Annotated in this window: 14 protein-coding genes, 1 pseudogene and 1 riboswitch; of the genes and pseudogenes, 9 read left to right on the forward strand and 6 right to left on the reverse strand. The window is 66.4% G+C overall.

Annotated features, from left to right (window positions below):
* A pseudogene (locus tag ACIGKQ_RS20645) lies at window positions 1-401 on the reverse strand (IS607 family transposase); the annotation flags it as partial.
* 66 nt (window positions 402-467) lie between these two features.
* On the reverse strand, window positions 468-1,406 hold the full coding sequence (locus tag ACIGKQ_RS20650; protein WP_396574801.1) for a LysR family transcriptional regulator: 939 nt from the start codon (window positions 1,404-1,406) through the stop codon (window positions 468-470).
* Between the two features lie 136 nt (window positions 1,407-1,542).
* Here ACIGKQ_RS20650 and ACIGKQ_RS20655 point away from each other — a divergent pair, with 136 nt between their 5' ends.
* From ACIGKQ_RS20655 to ACIGKQ_RS20670, 4 genes are all read left to right on the forward strand, one after another.
* Window positions 1,543-3,348, forward strand: a complete 1,806-nt coding sequence (locus tag ACIGKQ_RS20655; protein ID WP_396574802.1) for an acyclic terpene utilization AtuA family protein — start codon at window positions 1,543-1,545, stop codon at window positions 3,346-3,348.
* Window positions 3,345-4,844, forward strand: a complete 1,500-nt coding sequence (locus ACIGKQ_RS20660; RefSeq protein ID WP_396574803.1) for a CoA transferase — start codon at window positions 3,345-3,347, stop codon at window positions 4,842-4,844. Before ACIGKQ_RS20655 ends, ACIGKQ_RS20660 begins: the two co-directional genes overlap by 4 nt.
* Window positions 4,845-4,943: 99 nt before the next feature.
* The gene (locus tag ACIGKQ_RS20665; RefSeq protein WP_396574838.1) at window positions 4,944-6,350 is read left to right on the forward strand and encodes a phosphotransferase family protein; all 1,407 of its coding nucleotides are present in this window, start codon (window positions 4,944-4,946) and stop codon (window positions 6,348-6,350) included.
* Window positions 6,351-6,384: 34 nt separating this feature from the next.
* Window positions 6,385-7,662, forward strand: coding sequence for an acyl-CoA dehydrogenase family protein (locus tag ACIGKQ_RS20670; RefSeq protein WP_396574804.1), 1,278 nt, complete (start codon window positions 6,385-6,387; stop codon window positions 7,660-7,662).
* An 85-nt stretch (window positions 7,663-7,747) separates the two neighbouring features.
* On the opposite strand, the gene ACIGKQ_RS20675 is transcribed toward ACIGKQ_RS20670, so the two are convergent.
* The gene (locus ACIGKQ_RS20675) at window positions 7,748-8,326 is read right to left on the reverse strand and encodes a hypothetical protein (protein WP_396574805.1); all 579 of its coding nucleotides are present in this window, start codon (window positions 8,324-8,326) and stop codon (window positions 7,748-7,750) included.
* Window positions 8,327-8,495: 169 nt separating this feature from the next.
* Here ACIGKQ_RS20675 and ACIGKQ_RS20680 point away from each other — a divergent pair, with 169 nt between their 5' ends.
* The 4 genes from ACIGKQ_RS20680 to ACIGKQ_RS20695 all read left to right on the forward strand — a co-directional run bounded on the left by ACIGKQ_RS20680 (window position 8,496) and on the right by ACIGKQ_RS20695 (window position 11,298).
* The gene (locus tag ACIGKQ_RS20680; protein ID WP_396574806.1) at window positions 8,496-9,662 is read left to right on the forward strand and encodes a sensor histidine kinase; all 1,167 of its coding nucleotides are present in this window, start codon (window positions 8,496-8,498) and stop codon (window positions 9,660-9,662) included.
* On the forward strand, window positions 9,662-10,360 hold the full coding sequence (locus ACIGKQ_RS20685) for a response regulator transcription factor (protein WP_266063317.1): 699 nt from the start codon (window positions 9,662-9,664) through the stop codon (window positions 10,358-10,360). Before ACIGKQ_RS20680 ends, ACIGKQ_RS20685 begins: the two co-directional genes overlap by 1 nt.
* Before the next feature lie 111 nt (window positions 10,361-10,471).
* Window positions 10,472-10,873, forward strand: a complete 402-nt coding sequence (locus tag ACIGKQ_RS20690; protein ID WP_235726015.1) for a hypothetical protein — start codon at window positions 10,472-10,474, stop codon at window positions 10,871-10,873.
* A 5-nt stretch (window positions 10,874-10,878) separates the two neighbouring features.
* On the forward strand, window positions 10,879-11,298 hold the full coding sequence (locus ACIGKQ_RS20695; protein ID WP_287015512.1) for a MaoC family dehydratase: 420 nt from the start codon (window positions 10,879-10,881) through the stop codon (window positions 11,296-11,298).
* On the opposite strand, the gene ACIGKQ_RS20700 is transcribed toward ACIGKQ_RS20695, so the two are convergent.
* Complete coding sequence (locus tag ACIGKQ_RS20700; RefSeq protein WP_235726013.1) at window positions 11,277-11,759, reverse strand: SRPBCC family protein; 483 nt, start codon at window positions 11,757-11,759, stop codon at window positions 11,277-11,279. The genes ACIGKQ_RS20695 and ACIGKQ_RS20700 overlap by 22 nt on opposite strands.
* Before the next feature lie 34 nt (window positions 11,760-11,793).
* The gene (locus ACIGKQ_RS20705) at window positions 11,794-12,108 is read right to left on the reverse strand and encodes a DMT family transporter (RefSeq protein ID WP_396574807.1); all 315 of its coding nucleotides are present in this window, start codon (window positions 12,106-12,108) and stop codon (window positions 11,794-11,796) included.
* Window positions 12,109-12,123: 15 nt separating this feature from the next.
* Window positions 12,124-12,188: riboswitch (guanidine-III (ykkC-III) riboswitch) on the reverse strand.
* 133 nt (window positions 12,189-12,321) lie between these two features.
* On the opposite strand from ACIGKQ_RS20705, the gene ACIGKQ_RS20710 reads away from it, so the two are divergent.
* A complete protein-coding gene (locus tag ACIGKQ_RS20710; RefSeq protein WP_396574808.1) occupies window positions 12,322-13,173 on the forward strand; it encodes an oxygenase MpaB family protein in 852 nt (283 codons plus the stop codon).
* 4 nt (window positions 13,174-13,177) lie between these two features.
* On the opposite strand, the gene ACIGKQ_RS20715 is transcribed toward ACIGKQ_RS20710, so the two are convergent.
* A complete protein-coding gene (locus tag ACIGKQ_RS20715; protein ID WP_396574809.1) occupies window positions 13,178-14,668 on the reverse strand; it encodes a cryptochrome/photolyase family protein in 1,491 nt (496 codons plus the stop codon).
* Between the last annotated feature and the right edge of the window lie 69 nt (window positions 14,669-14,737).

Consider the following 14,737-nt stretch of genomic DNA (forward strand, 5'->3'; position numbering starts at 1 on the left):
AACGCCGCTTCGAGGTACTCCACCCCGAACCGCGCCAGACGATCACGATGCTCCACAACCACCACACTGACAGACGGGTCCGACAACACCCGCCGCAGTTTCGGACGCTTCCCATTCAGCCCCGGACCCGACCTCACACCACCTCACCAACCTCGTGGCCATTCGCAGTCGCCCACTCGGTGAGCCGAGCCACCTGACGATCCAAGTCCGCGCGCTGATCATGGAACGACACCCACGCATACACCACCACCCGGCCACCACCACCGACCTCAGCAACGTCGACCCAGACCGTGCCCGACTCCAGACGACGAGCAGACACCGGCATCCGATCCTCCCGAAACCACCGATACGCAGTCTGCGGATGCACCCCCCTGCGACCGCGCCCACTCAGCCAACTTCACCCACTCAACAAAACACACATTCGATCACGTTTACTCACAACGTAAGGAACAGTTCACAACCCCATCTCAGCGCGCCGCAGGCGGCGCCATCCCGGATGCGGCCGCCTGGAGATCCAGTGCCTCGGCGGTCGTGACGAGATCGGCCACCAGACGTTCTGCTCCCGCGCGATTGGACCGCCAGGCCGCAACCGTGGTGATCGCCGCGCGCAGCCCGTCGATCGGCAGAATGGCAACAGGCTCACCGTAGAAGAGCCGGTTGGCCATGCCATTGCCCAACCCGACCAAGGTGAATGCCTGACCGCTCGCGACCAGGTGCGCCAGTCCGGCAAAGTTGTCCCCGGTCAAGGTGATCCGCTTGCGAATCCCGTGGCGGTCGAGCAGATCATCGAGGTTGCGATAGATCTCCGGCGCGGAGTCGTGGTTGATCGAGGCGAACGGGATGTCGGTCAGGTCGGCCAGCGTGATCGAGGTACGGCCGGCGGAGATGAGATCGGAACCGACGGCGACACCCACCGGCTGCCGCTCGAGAAATCTGCTGTCCACCTCGGCACCACCGACCGGGCCGTGCACGAGCGCGAGATCGACCTGACCAGCGCGCAGATCCCGCAGCAGGGGCTCGGTACTGGCCGGGTACAGGCGCGGGACGATGTCTGGATGGGCCGCGGCGAGATCGGCCAGAAAGGTGTCCCGCACCGTCGCCGACACCTCGGGGGCGATGCCGATCACCGCTTGTCGCGGCGTCGTCGCGTCCGCCTCACGCACGACGTCGGCCAGGCCGTCGACCCGCTCGAGCACATCGAGTGCCCGCGGCAGCAGCGCCGCGCCCGCTCGGGTCAGTTCGATGTGATGGTGCGCTCGGACGAACAACGCCGCACCGAACTCGCGCTCGAGGTCCTTGATCCGCCGGCTCAGCGGCGATTCCGCCATGTGCAGCCGCGCCGCCGCCCGGGTGAAATTGCGTTCTTCGGCGACCGCGACGAAGTAGCGCAGTCCGATCAGGTCCACACCGCATACCTTATCGACGCCGCCAGGGCCATGACCGATCCGGTCACACGCCACTGTCCACATTGATGATGGTGATCGACAGCTCGATCGACCTAGCGTGGCAAGCAGGCACACACAACGAGAAAGAGGGCCGAACATGACACGCGAGCCGATTCGGGTCGCGAACTTCTCCGGATACTTCGGAGACCGGCGTAGCGCCGTCGACGAGGCGATGGCGGGCGATCGGTTCGACGTACTGGTCGGTGACTACCTCGCCGAGATCACGCTGGCCGCGCTGTCGGCGGCCTACCAGCGCGACCCCCGCCGCGGCTACGTCGACTACTTCGTCGACCAGGTACGCCCACACCTGGCGGCGATCGCCGACCGCGGGATCAAAGTGGTGACCAACGCCGGCGGGTTCCATCCCGCGGGCCTCGCGGCCGCGCTGCGCGACGAGATCGCCGCCGCAGGGGTCGAACTGCGGGTGGCTCACGTCGACGGGGACAACATCCTCGACGAATTGCCGCGGCTGCGGCGCGACGGGCACCGGTTCGACAATCTCGATGGCGGCGCACCGCTGGCCGACTGGGCGGCCACCCCGTTCGCCGCCAACGCCTACCTCGGCGGTTGGGGAGTGGCCGCAGCGCTCGACTCCGGCGCTGACATCGTGGTCTGTGGTCGTGTGACCGACGCATCGCTGACCGTGGGTCCGGCCGCGTGGTGGCACGGGTGGCATGCGTCGGACTTCGACGCGTTGGCGGGCGCGGTCGTGGCCGGACACATCATCGAATGCGGCCCGCACGCCGTCGGCGGCAACTTCTCCGGATTCCTCGACATCCCACACCGCACCGTGCCGGGCTTTCCCATCGCCGAGATCGCCGCGGACGGCAGTTGTGTCGTGACCAAACACGCACGCGACGGCGGGGCGGTCACCCGCGACACGGTGACCGCGCAGATCATGTACGAGATCCAGGGGCCGGTGTATCTCAATCCCGACGTCACCGTTCGCCTCGACGATCTCCGGGTCCGCGACGTCGGACCCGACCGCGTTGCGGTGTCCGGTGCGCTCGGCGGCCCCCCACCACACACCACGAAGGTCGCGATCTTCGGACCCATCGGATTCTCCGTCGTCAACACCGTGTTCGTGACCTCACCGCATATCGAGGAGAAGATCGCGCTGATCCGCGATCAGCTCATGCCCGGTCTGCCCGACGGCGTGACGCTGGACCTGACGCCCATCGGTACTCCGGCAGCCGACCCGGAGTCGCAGTGGGCGGCCACTGTGGCGCTTCGCGTGATGGCCACCGCGCCGACCGCCGACGCCCTCGCCGAGGCCGATCTCGCCCGCCGTCTGGGGAGCCTCTATCTGCAGGGCATCCCCGGCTACTATCACGACGGCGCGGCCGGTCTGCATTCGAGCCCTCGACCTCGCATCGACTACTGGCCGGGCCTGCTCCCGTTGACAGTTCTTGATCATCGCGCCGTTCTCGACGACGGTCGGAGGGTCGCGGCCGCGATTCCGCCGACCACCGACGTGGTGGCGCAGCCCGTTCACCCCGAACCCAGGGAGGCGCCGCTCCCGGATCGGGTCACCCGCGCCCCTCTGGGACTGGTGGCGCACGCCCGAAGCGGCGACAAGGGCGGCAACAGCAGTGTCGGCATCTGGACGCGTGATCCGCGGGTGTGGTTGTGGCTGAGAGGCTTTCTGAGTAGCGATGAGCTTCGCAGGCTGCTTCCCGAGGCCAAGGACCTCGACGTGGACCGCCACGAGTTCCCGGAACTGCAAGCAGTGCATTTCGTGATCCGAGGGCTGTTGGGTACCGGCGGGTCGTCGAACACACGCGTCGACCAGGTCGGCAAGGCCATCGGGGAGTACCTGCGCTCACGCCAGGTGTTGATCCCCGACGACCTGCTCGCCGGTGATGACTCCGACCGCGACCCGACGACCGAGGAGCAGCGTTGACCAGCCTGACCGATCGGCTCCGCACCGCCGCCGAGAACCCTGCCACTGACGACACTTTCGATCCGCGGACCGAACTCGAGGATGTGCTCGGCTCCATCGGTATGCGCGCCACCGACACCGGGGGCACCATCAGGTTCCTAGGGGCCGATCCCGTGGTGCCCAGTACGTTACGTCTGGGTGGTGCGGCGGCGATCGCGCTGGCCGCGAAGTCGGCTGCGATCGCCAAACTATGGCAGGTTCGCGGTGGTGACGGGCAGGACCTCACCGTCGATCTGCGCAGTGCCCCGCATCGCCTGTGCCCCTTCTACGATCGTCGCTGGGAACTGGTCAACGGTTATCCTGCAGGCACCCCGTCGAACCCCTCGAATGCCTTGGGATTCCGCTTCTATCGGACCGCCGACGACCGCTGGATGATGCCGCTCAACCCCTATCCCAAGATCAAGGTGGCAGCGCAGAAGCTGCTCGGTGTGCCGGACGACGAGGAAGCCGTCGCCGAGGCGATAGCGTCCTGGAAGGGAATCGAACTCGAGGCAGCCGGCGCCGACGCGGGCGTGGTGATGCCGATGTTGCGCACGGTCCCCGACATCCTGGACGAGCCGCATTTCCGGGACGTTCTCGCCGACATGCCGCTCGTGGAGGTCACCAAGATCTCCGATGGAGACCCGGTCGCCGTCCCGGCCGGCGCCACCGGGCCACTGGACGGCCTGCGCGCCCTGGGCATGGGCCATGTGATCGCCGGCGCCGGAGTCGGACGGGCCTTGGCCCTGCACGGAGCCGACGTGCTCAACGTGTGGCGCCCCAATGAACTCGAGCACGACGCAACCTACGTCAGCGCCAACGTCGGAGTGCGCTCCACGCTGCTGAATCCTTACAAAGGCGAAGGAGCGCAACGCCTTCGCCATCTCCTCGCCGATGCTGACATCTTCTACGCCAACCGGCGACCGGGCTATCTCGACGGGATCGGGCTGTCGGCGGCCGACGTGGCCGCCGGTCACCGCGGCATCGTCTACGCGACAGCCTCACTCAACGGTGAGACGGGGCCGTGGTCGTCCTGGGTGGGCTTCGACCAAACTGCCGGAAGCCTGGCCGGGATGATGTTGTACGAAGGCGGAGGCGACCGTCCGGCGCTCCCCCCGATCCTGGTCGTCAACGACTACATCGTGTCGTGGTTGATGACCGCGGGGATCGTGGAGGCGCTGTCTCGACGCGCACAGGAGGGCGGGAGCTATCGCGTGCACGTGTCGCTGACCCGGGCCGCGCTGTGGATCGTGGGCATGGGCGTGTTCGACCGCGAGTACGCCCATCAGGTGGCGGGGCGCTCCGGCGACGACGACCGTCACGTCTACCTCGATCCGGAAGTGTTCACGGCCGATACGCCGCTCGGGCGCTACCAAGGCGTCACCGACCAGGTGCAGATGACACGCACGCCGGGGGAGTACCGCACGATTCTCGTCCCCCGGGGTTCCTCCCGGCCGGAATGGCTTCCGTTCAGTTGATTTTCGAGTAACCGACGGAGCCCTCGGTCGGTTCGGGTAGCGTCGCATCGTCGGACCGCGAAGGGTGAGGGGGCACGAGCAGTGACCGAGATGAGCATGATGAGGTCGACCGACCCGACCGAGGTGGGCGAGCGTATCGCGGAACGGTTGAGCACCGTGTGGGATCGACCGGTGACGCTGCGGGACGCTCGCGTCGTACCTGCTGGCGCCAGCCGCACCACGTACGCGGTCACGGTCGGGGACGAACGCGGCGACGAAGCAATCATCGTGCGAGCCGCACCGGCCGCAGCGACCGGCGCAGGCGGGTTGCGCAGCGAGGTCGATGTGCTCCGGGCCGCATACGTCGCCGGTGTACCCGTCCCCGAGGTCCTCGACCTCAGCGACTCCGCCGACGAGCAGAGCGTCCTCGGGTTCCCTTATGCGGTCATGCGTTTCGTCGATGGTGAGTCCATCGCCCGACGAATCCTGCGTGATGACGCCTACGGTTCAGTGCGCGATGACTTCGCGCGACAAGCGGGCACCGTACTCGCCCGCATTCACGCGATGAAGTCGACCTCGACCGGCCTCGACCACATCGGCGACCCGATCGAGGCGCTGCACACCCTGTTCGCTCGTGAGTACGCTCGCGCACCGGCGGGACTCGTGCTCGCCATCGACTGGCTCGATCGCCACCGGCCCGAATCCGCTCCGAGTGACACCGTGGTACACGGCGACTTCCGGCTGGGCAACTTGTTGATCACGCCGGATCGGATCTCGGCCGTACTCGACTGGGAGCTGGCCCATCTCGGGGACCCGATGGAGGATCTCGGCTGGTTGTGCGCCAAGGCCTGGCGGTTCGGTGTACCACGCCCGGTCGCCGGGATGGGTGCGCGCGCAGATCTACTCGACGCCTACGCGCAGGTGGCGGGCTGGCGTCCGACGGAGGACGCCCTGCGGTGGTGGGAGCTCTACGCCACGGTGCGGTGGGGCCTCATCTGCGGCTCGCAGGCCAATCGGTATCTCGACGGTACCGAACGTTCGATGGAACTCGCCGCCATCGGACGACGCAGTGCCGAGCAGGAATTCGATGCGTTGCTCTCTCTCGGCATCACCACACCTGTCTCGATACCCGACCCGCTGAACACCGAGGAAACCGCGCTTGCTGCCGACGGGGGTCCACACACCGCGCCCGCGTTGCTCGATCTGCTCGACGCCGTGTCGGGTTTCCTGACCGACGAGGTCGCCGCCGACAGCGGAATCTCTCCGCAGGTGCGTTTTCGGACCCGGGTGGCGGGTAACGTGCTGGCCACGGTCCGCCGACAGGTACTGCTCGGTGCCCAGCAGGCCGAAGCGAGCCGTCGACGACTGGCCCCACTCGGCGTGCACAGCAGCGCCGAACTCGCCGACGCACTGCGCAGCGGTTCGCTGGCCGCCGGCGACGACAGGATACGAGCCGTGGTCGCCGCCGAGGTGATCGACCGTCTCACGGTCGCCAACCCCAACCATCTCACCCAGCCCGATTGCTGACCAACCCGATTGCCGACCGAGAGGCGTTTGACACGTGGACTTCGCACTGCCCGAATCCCTGACGGACTACCTGGCTGAGCTCGATGCGTTCATCGCTGCCGAGATCGTGCCGCTCGAGCAGACCGACGACAACATACGGTTCTTCGACCACCGTCGTGAGGATGCGCGCACCGACTGGGACCGTGGTGGTCTGCCCAGCGCCGAGTGGGAGGCACTGCTGCGGGAGGCACGTCGTCGTGCCGATGCAGCCGGACACTTCCGATATCCGTTCCCGGCCGCGTACGGCGGTCGCGACGGTTCGAATCTGTCGATGGCCGTCATCCGGGAGCACCTGGCGGCCAAGGGGCTCGGCCTGCACTGCGACCTGCAGAACGAACACGCGATCGTGGGCAACAACGTCGGTTTGCTGCTGATGCTCGAGTACGGTTCGCCCGACCAGAAAGAGGAATGGGTCGAGGCGTTGGCGGCCGGAGAGCGGTTTTTCGCCTTCGGTATCACCGAGCCCGAACACGGCTCGGATGCCACTCACATGGAGACCACCGCGGTTCGCGACGGCGATACGTGGGTGATCAACGGTGAGAAGACTTGGAACACCGGCATCCACGTCGCGCATCGCGACATCATCTTCGCCCGAACCAGCGGCGAAGCCGGCGATGCTCGCGGCATCACGGCGTTCCTGGTGGACCCGCAGGCCGCCGGATTCGCTGTCGAAGAGTACCTGTGGACCTTCAACATGCCCACCGATCACGCCCACATCACCTTGCGGGACGTCCGTGTGCCCCACTCGGCGATCATGGGTGAGGAGGGCCGCGGCCTGCAGATCGTCCAGCACTTCTTCAACGAGAACCGAATCCGTCAGGCAGCCTCGAGCCTTGGCGCGGCGCAGTACTGCATCGATCGGGCGGTAGGGCACGCCAACGAGCGATCCCCGTTCGGCAAGAAGCTGTCGACCAATCAAGCGATCCAGTTCCCGTTGGTGGAACTGCACACTCGTGCGGCGATGCTGCGATCGTTGATCCGGGAGACAGCATGGAGGATGGACACCTACGGTCCGTTCGCGGCCTCTCAGGAGGTCTCCATGTGCAACTACCAGGCCAACCGACTCTGTTGCGACGCCGCCGATCAGGCGATGCAGGTCTTCGGCGGTCGAGGCTACTCGCGCCATGAGCCGTTCGAGCACATCTACCGGCACCATCGTCGTTACCGGATCACCGAGGGCGCCGACGAGATCCAGATGCGCCGGATCGCCGGGTATCTCTTCGGCTTCATGTCTGCGGGGGCGCCGAAGGGGGTCGCCACCACGTCCGGCTAGGGCCGGCAGCTGCCGGAGGCCGGGGCCGGGTCGTCGGTCACCTGGGGATACTCATCGGAGCCCGTCGGGATGTCCGGTCCAGCCCTTACGCCCCGGCCGCATGCGGTACCGGAGAAAGCACCGGACGGCGGTTCGCCGACCGCGCGGCGGCCCGAGGTATGACCCGCACGTGATCTCGACCGTCCGTGGCGAAGAGCGAGACACCATCGGGTAGCGCGCGAGCCATACGACGCACCTGCGGTGTGGGATGGTCGTGGCCCATACCCACCACCACGGCAGCCGCGCGCACGCGCGCGGCGACCTCGGCGAGCCCGTGGACCGGGTCGGCGACCACGGTCTCGGTCGTCACCGTCGCCGACGTTCGGCCCAGCACCACTTCCTTTGCCTCGCGAAGCTTCTCATCCAGAATCGCCCGTTCCGACAGCAGGTATGAATCGGCGCGCAGCGCGTCGTAGCCGAAAGTATCCGACCTCGGCGGTCGTGGACGGGTGGTGGCCATCGCCAGTACGATCCGACTACGTCGGTCGAGAGCGGCGGCCGCAGTGATTGCCGCGGTCCACGATCTCTGCGTATCGCTGAATCCGACCACCACAATTCCCTGCGGGAGAACAGAAGTGGTCTCGGTAAACCATCGGTTCAGGTAGTCGCGGGCGCACATGGACATTGCTCTCACCTCGGGTCTGGGGTTGGGTCGCTGCCGGTACCGATGACGCTAGGCGGCAGCCGATCGCCGATCTGCATCCCGAAGTCGGAACCGTTCTCCACCCGAGGGTGGAGTCGGTTTCCACCCAGAATGCGATGCCCCCGGCCGCCGACCGCTTATCCTTGTGGCGGTGAGGTCATCGATCAGGTGGATACGCAGCCGACTGGAGTTGGCCGGCGAGGGATACCCGCCGCTCTTCACCGCGGTGACGCTGCTCGGTTCGTTCACGATCATCATCGGTGCCACCGCGCAGCGTGTGCCGATCGATCCTCCTTGGTGGGCCCTGATGGGTGCGGGCGTCGCCCTGATATCGCTCCTGCTCGACCTGTGGTTGCAGAGCAAACTGCCGTGCAACATCTTGGCGGCCGTGTCGACCGGGCTGATGCTGATGGACCCGGTGTCACTGGACATCGCGCCGCTGTTTCTGGCCTTGACCACGGCGATCGCCGCCGCGATGGAGTCGTTGCGCGCGAGCGTCGCCGTCCTGGCGCTGTCGATCACCGTGATCGTCATCGCGGGGGTCACCGATCATTTGCAGTCACCCGCCGCGTACCTGCTCGCGATCGTGTGCGGATGGCTGGTCGGATACATGATGCTGTATCAGAAATTGTTGTCGGAGAACGAGGTGCGCGCCCAACGCGTGCGAGCCGATCGCGCGGCCGGCGACGAGCGCCGGCGGATCGCCCGCGAGGTCCATGACGTCATCGCACATTCGTTGTCGATCACCATGCTCAACGTAACCGGCGCGCGGCGCGCCCTGCAGGATGGTGATCGCGCCGACGCGCTCGAGGCCCTCGAGGACGCCGAGCGACTCGGCCGCCAGGCGATGACCGAGATCCGATTCATCGTCAAGGTCCTCGGCACCGGCGGCGCCGAAGCAGCGCCCACCCCGGGCGCCTGCGATGTGGAGCATCTGATCGACGAATACCGGAAGGCCGGTCTGACAGTGTCCGTCGATCGCAGCGGTGACCTCACCACCGTCCCCGGCCCGATTGGCTCGGCTCTCTACCGGATCACCCAGGAATCACTCGCGAACGTGGTGAAACACGCTTCCACGCCGTCGGCGTCGATCACACTGCGCGCCGACGACCAGGTGTCACTGTGCGTGCGCAACCCCTATGCGCCGGGCGCGCGGCCAGGAACCGACGGATCGGGGATCGAAGGGATGAAGCAGCGGGCGCGATTGTTGGGCGGCGAGGTGGATGTCCGTCCGGACGCCGATGAATGGGTGGTACGCGCGGTCTTCCCGACGCCCGCCTCTCCCGAATCGGCGGCGGTCGAGCGGACGGCGGTCTGATGTCATCGACGCATCCCGTCGCGGTCGACGCCGACCCGATCCGTGTTCTGCTCGTCGACGACCAGGAACTGGTTCGTACCGGTCTGCGCCGAATACTTCGAGCTCGTGACGGGTTCGACATCGTCGGGGAGTGCGGTGACGGCAGCGAGGTGGTCACCAGCGTCTCCGCCTGTACCCCCGACATCATCCTGATGGATCTGCGGATGCGCCACGTCGACGGCATCACCGCCACCGCGGCGGTCCGGCGCATGGCCGCACCGCCGCCGGTGCTGGTCTTGACCACCTTCGACGACGACCAACTCCTCTCGGGGGCCCTGCGTGCCGGGGCGGCGGGCTTCATCCTCAAGGATTCGCCTGCGGAGTCGCTGATCTGGGCCGTGCGCGCGGTCGTCGCCGACGGCGCTTTTCTCGATCCTGCGGTGACTGCTCGTGTCCTGCATGGGTTTCGACGTTCTGCTCCCGACCACGGGCGGTCCCCGAGCCACCGGCTCACCGACCGCGAGCTCGAGGTGTTGAAGCTGATGGCACGTGGACGCACGAACGGCGAGATCGGCGCCCGCCTGTTCATCTCCGAGGTCACGGTCAAGAGTCACGTCAACCACATCTTCACCAAACTCGATCTGCGCGACCGTGCCGCCGCGATCGTCTACGCCTTCGACCATTCACTGGTGGTCCCGAACGGCCCCGACGAGGGGTGACCCACCCTAGTCCCCAGCCATCAGCCATCAGCCCAGCCACAACATCGGCGACGGGGGACATTCGCCGGCAACGCACCTGGTGCCGCGCATTCGGATTCGCTAGCGTTAAGCATGGCCACGAAGCTGGTCGAGGGAATGGTCTTCCGGACACCGGTAGCGGTGGCCGTCGATGACGCCCTGATCGCTTCTTTTGCCGAGGTGGTGGACGTTTCGGAGGCCGAGACCCCCGTGTCCGTCGTCTTCCGAGTGAGCGTCGAACTCGCCCACCAGGCCATGGATGCCGGAGTGGTCCCGCGCGATGGCATCGTGCACACATCCGAGGCGCTGCATGTGCGTCGACCGCCTCGGCGCGGGGATCTGCTCACCGGCCTGCTCACCGTCACGAGCGTGCGACATCGCGCCGGCACAACCCAACTCACGGTCCGCAGCGACATCCATGCCGCCGACGAGACCCTGCCGATCGCCGACAGCACTTCCACGCTGGTCTTTCGATCAGAAGAGGCCGACGGATGAGTCACGTGGCGTCTCACACCGACCTCGACGCCCCGCTGTGGGACGCCGAGGAGCACCTCACCCTCGACCGTGTCCGACGCTACGCCGCGGCATCGGGTGACGACAACGCCATCCACATCGAACCGGCCGCCGCGCGCGCAGCCGGACTCGATGCGCCGGTGGCACATGGACTGCTGCTGGTTGCCATTGTGCTGAAGTATGCCCAGCGGTGGGCTCGCGATCACCGGGCGATGATCACCGGTTGCGAGACGCGGTTCGTCCGGCCGGTGTGTGTCGGCGACGAACCGACCGTGCTCCATGTGACCGGACGTCTCGTGTCGACCGGCCACATCGCAGCAGCCGTCTGGGTTCTCGACCCCGACGGGAGCACGCACCGTGCCGTGATCCGGCCCATCCGGATCAGTTACGCGTCTGCAGCCGACTGACCCGAGGAGGCGGTCGCACCGACCAGTTCCGCTGCGCGTCGCAGGTCGCTGCGCAGCGCCGGCGGCGTCAGCAGGCGCAGCATCGGCAGCAGCGGCGCGAGGAACACCGGGACGGTCAGATGGGCGAGTGCGCGGACATCTGTGCCGGGCCGGGAGGTCTCGCAGAACTCCAGAGACAGATGGGCGTCGACCGTATGCCAGGCACCGATCTCCGCCCAACGTCGACCCGCCACGCACTCGGTGACCTCCAGTCGCGGGGCGACCCAGGGGGCAACGGTGACATCGGTCCAACTGGTTCCGACGTCACCGGCCCGGCCACTCGGCGTCGTCAGGTTGTTCACAGCACGCAGACTCGACTGCCAGTCCGGGCGGTTCTCCGGGTCGCTGAGGTAATCGAAAACCGCCTCACACGGGGCGTGGAAGGACACCGACACGTCGGCGATCAACACTCGAACACTCACGAATGCACGTCCTTTCGCGGTCCAGCCCGATTCATCAGTGTGCCAACTTCAACCCGACCACCGATGCGACGATCGTCAGGATGAGGCCCACTTTGAGCCATGAAGCCGCCTCGGCGCCGGTGACCATCGCGATGACGACGGTCAGCGAGGCACCGATACCCACCCACACCGCATATGCGGTGCCGGTGGGCAGATCGCGCATCGCATACGCCAGTCCCGCCATCGAAACGACCAGTGCCAAAAAGAAAATGATCGTGGGTGTCGGTTTGCTGAATCCTTCCGACCGACCGAGTGCGGTGGCCCAGACGGCCTCCAGCACACCAGACAACACCAATATCAGCCATGACATCGACTTCCGGACCTCCAGGCGCCGTCTTGTCGCTGTCCGGGTACGGCGCACCTCGTCCGGTTGTCATCATCGACATACCCGAGTGTACCGCCGCCCATCTGCCGCCAGGTGGTGGTTTTCGCCACCATCGCGGTTCTCATCACCGCGGGTGGCTCGACTCCGGCATGCTCAGGCGCTAGTCTGAACACAGGCGTAGTCAGATAGGGTATGGCAATGACCAGTACACAGCGCATGTCACGCGCCGAGATGGACCAGATGGACAGCAGCATGTTCGCACGGTCGCTGCTGTCGATGGGGCAGACGATGAGCACCGCCAACGTGATCATGCAGTTGGCCAACCCCGCGGTCGGATACGGCGTTGCACACAGCACCGTCGAGAGCGGTCGTCTCGACCGACATCCGATCAAACGAGCTCGCACCACCGCGTCCTACCTCGCGGTGGCCGCGATGGGCACCGCCGAGGATCGACGTCGCTATCGCCAGGCCGTCAATCGGCAGCACGCCCAGGTTCGCTCGCACGGGGACAGTCCGGTCGAGTACAACGCCATGAATCCCGAACTGCAGCTGTGGGTTGCGGCCTGTCTTTACTACGGTTGGGAAGACATTTACGAGCGCGTGCACGGACCATTGACCGGTGTCGAGCGCGACACCTTCTACCGTCAGGGCATGGTCGTCGGCACCACCCTGCAGATGCCGGCCGAGATGTGGCCCGCCGACCGCGAGCAGTTCCAGGTGTACTGGGATCGGCAGGTCGAGGACATCGAGATCGGCGACGAGGTCCGTGAGTTTCTGCTCGACATCGCCCATTTCGGCTATGCGCACCCGTGGATCCAGCGGCGCTACGGGCCGACGAAGTATCGGCGCACGATCGGCTACCTGCCCGAACGTTTCCGGACGGCACTCCGGGTCTCCTGGTCCGCAACCGACCAACAGTGGTTCGATTCCTATGTCGATCGTCAGGTGCAGCGCGAACGACGCAAGCCGTTGTGGCTGTCGCAACTGATGTTCCGTGCGCTGCTGTGGGATGTGCGGTTGCGCAACCGCTTCGGGCGACCGCTGGTGTGAGAACTCAGAACGAATCCCGATGTCGCTCCTGCTCGAGTAATGCATCGAGATCGTCGAGGCGTCCCATCGAGGCCACGGCACGTGCGGTGCGATGATTGGACCGCAGCATCTCCCGGTGGCGATGGGTGAACGCCCAGTAGCCGGCGGTGAAGGGGCAGGCCTTCTCGCCGACTCGCGTCCTGGGGTCGAAAGCACAGTCGGCGCAGAGATCGGACATCCGGGAGATGTAGGCGCCCCCGGACGTGTATGGCTTGGTGGCCATCAGCCCGCCATCGGCGTGCTGACTCATGCCGATCACGTTCACCGGCATGACCCAGTCGAATCCATCGACGAAGTTGACGCGAAACCATTCCGTGAGCTCGGCCGGATCGTATCCGCGCTGCAAAGCGTGGCTACCCAGCACCATCAGGCGGGGGATGTGGTGCACCCAACCCCGCTCACGAACTCTGGCCAACGCATCGGACAAACATCGCGCGGTGACCGCGGCGTCGTCGAGTTCACGGAACCAGCGCGGCAACGATCGATGCGCATCCAGGTGATCGCTGGACGGGTAGTCGGATCCAAAGTGCCAGTAGAGGTGCCACACGAACTCGCGCCACCCGAGGATCTGCCGGATGAATCCTTCCGCCGACGCCAGCTCGACGTCGCCGGCCCGGGTGGCGTCCTCCGCGGCGCCGACGACGTCGAGCGGATGGAGTAACGAGAGGTTCAGCGGCACCGACAACAGCGAATGCGACATCGCCCAGTCCTCGCCCATGATGGCGTCCTCCCATCGGCCGAACGTGGCCAGCCGGTGGCCGACGAAATGGGCCAGCGCTCGCTGCGCCTCGTCATGGGTGACTGCGAACAGTCGCGGGCCGTCGTCGCCGGTGAACGCCACATCCATGGTGTCGAGGTCGGCACGTACCTGTTCGTCGATGTCATCCTCGGTGGGCCACCACGGATCGTCGATCCCGAGAGTCCGCCGACGCGGCGGCGGCTCGCGGTTGTCGCGATCGAAATTCCATGTGCCGCCGAATGGTTCGTCACCGTCCATCAGCACCTCGAACCGCCGACGCTGGTCTCGGTAGAACTCTTCCATGCGGAATCGTTCGCAATCGCCTGCCCATTGGCGGAAGTCACTGCGGGACAGCGCAAAAGATGGGTTCGGCAGGATCTCCGACACCAGTCCCTCGGCCGAGAGTCGGTGCACGAATCGCGCTGCGGCTCGCGAACTCGGTTCATGCACCACCACGGGGCGGCCGAGCGCAGCGAGCGCGTCACGGTAGGTCTCGGCCTGCCAGAGTTGGGCGCGATCACCGAGCTCGTCGGCGAGATGTCGCATCCCGGACAGCAGAACGTGCGCTTTCTGTCGGTGGCCGCCACGACGGCGAAAGGCCGTCGACGACTCGATCAACACCACCTCGCGATCGTCGTGCTCGGCGGCCGAGAAGATGTGTCGGCCGAGTTGATCTCCGAACAGCCACAACGGGTCTGTCGATGCCGCATGCGCCACGTGACCACCTCCTACGACACCGACGCTAATCGGTGCGCGGGACGCGATCGCGCACCTCGAGTCCACCGC

The organism is Gordonia sp. NPDC062954 (assembly GCF_044543825.1).
Taxonomy (GTDB): domain Bacteria; phylum Actinomycetota; class Actinomycetes; order Mycobacteriales; family Mycobacteriaceae; genus Gordonia; species Gordonia tangerina.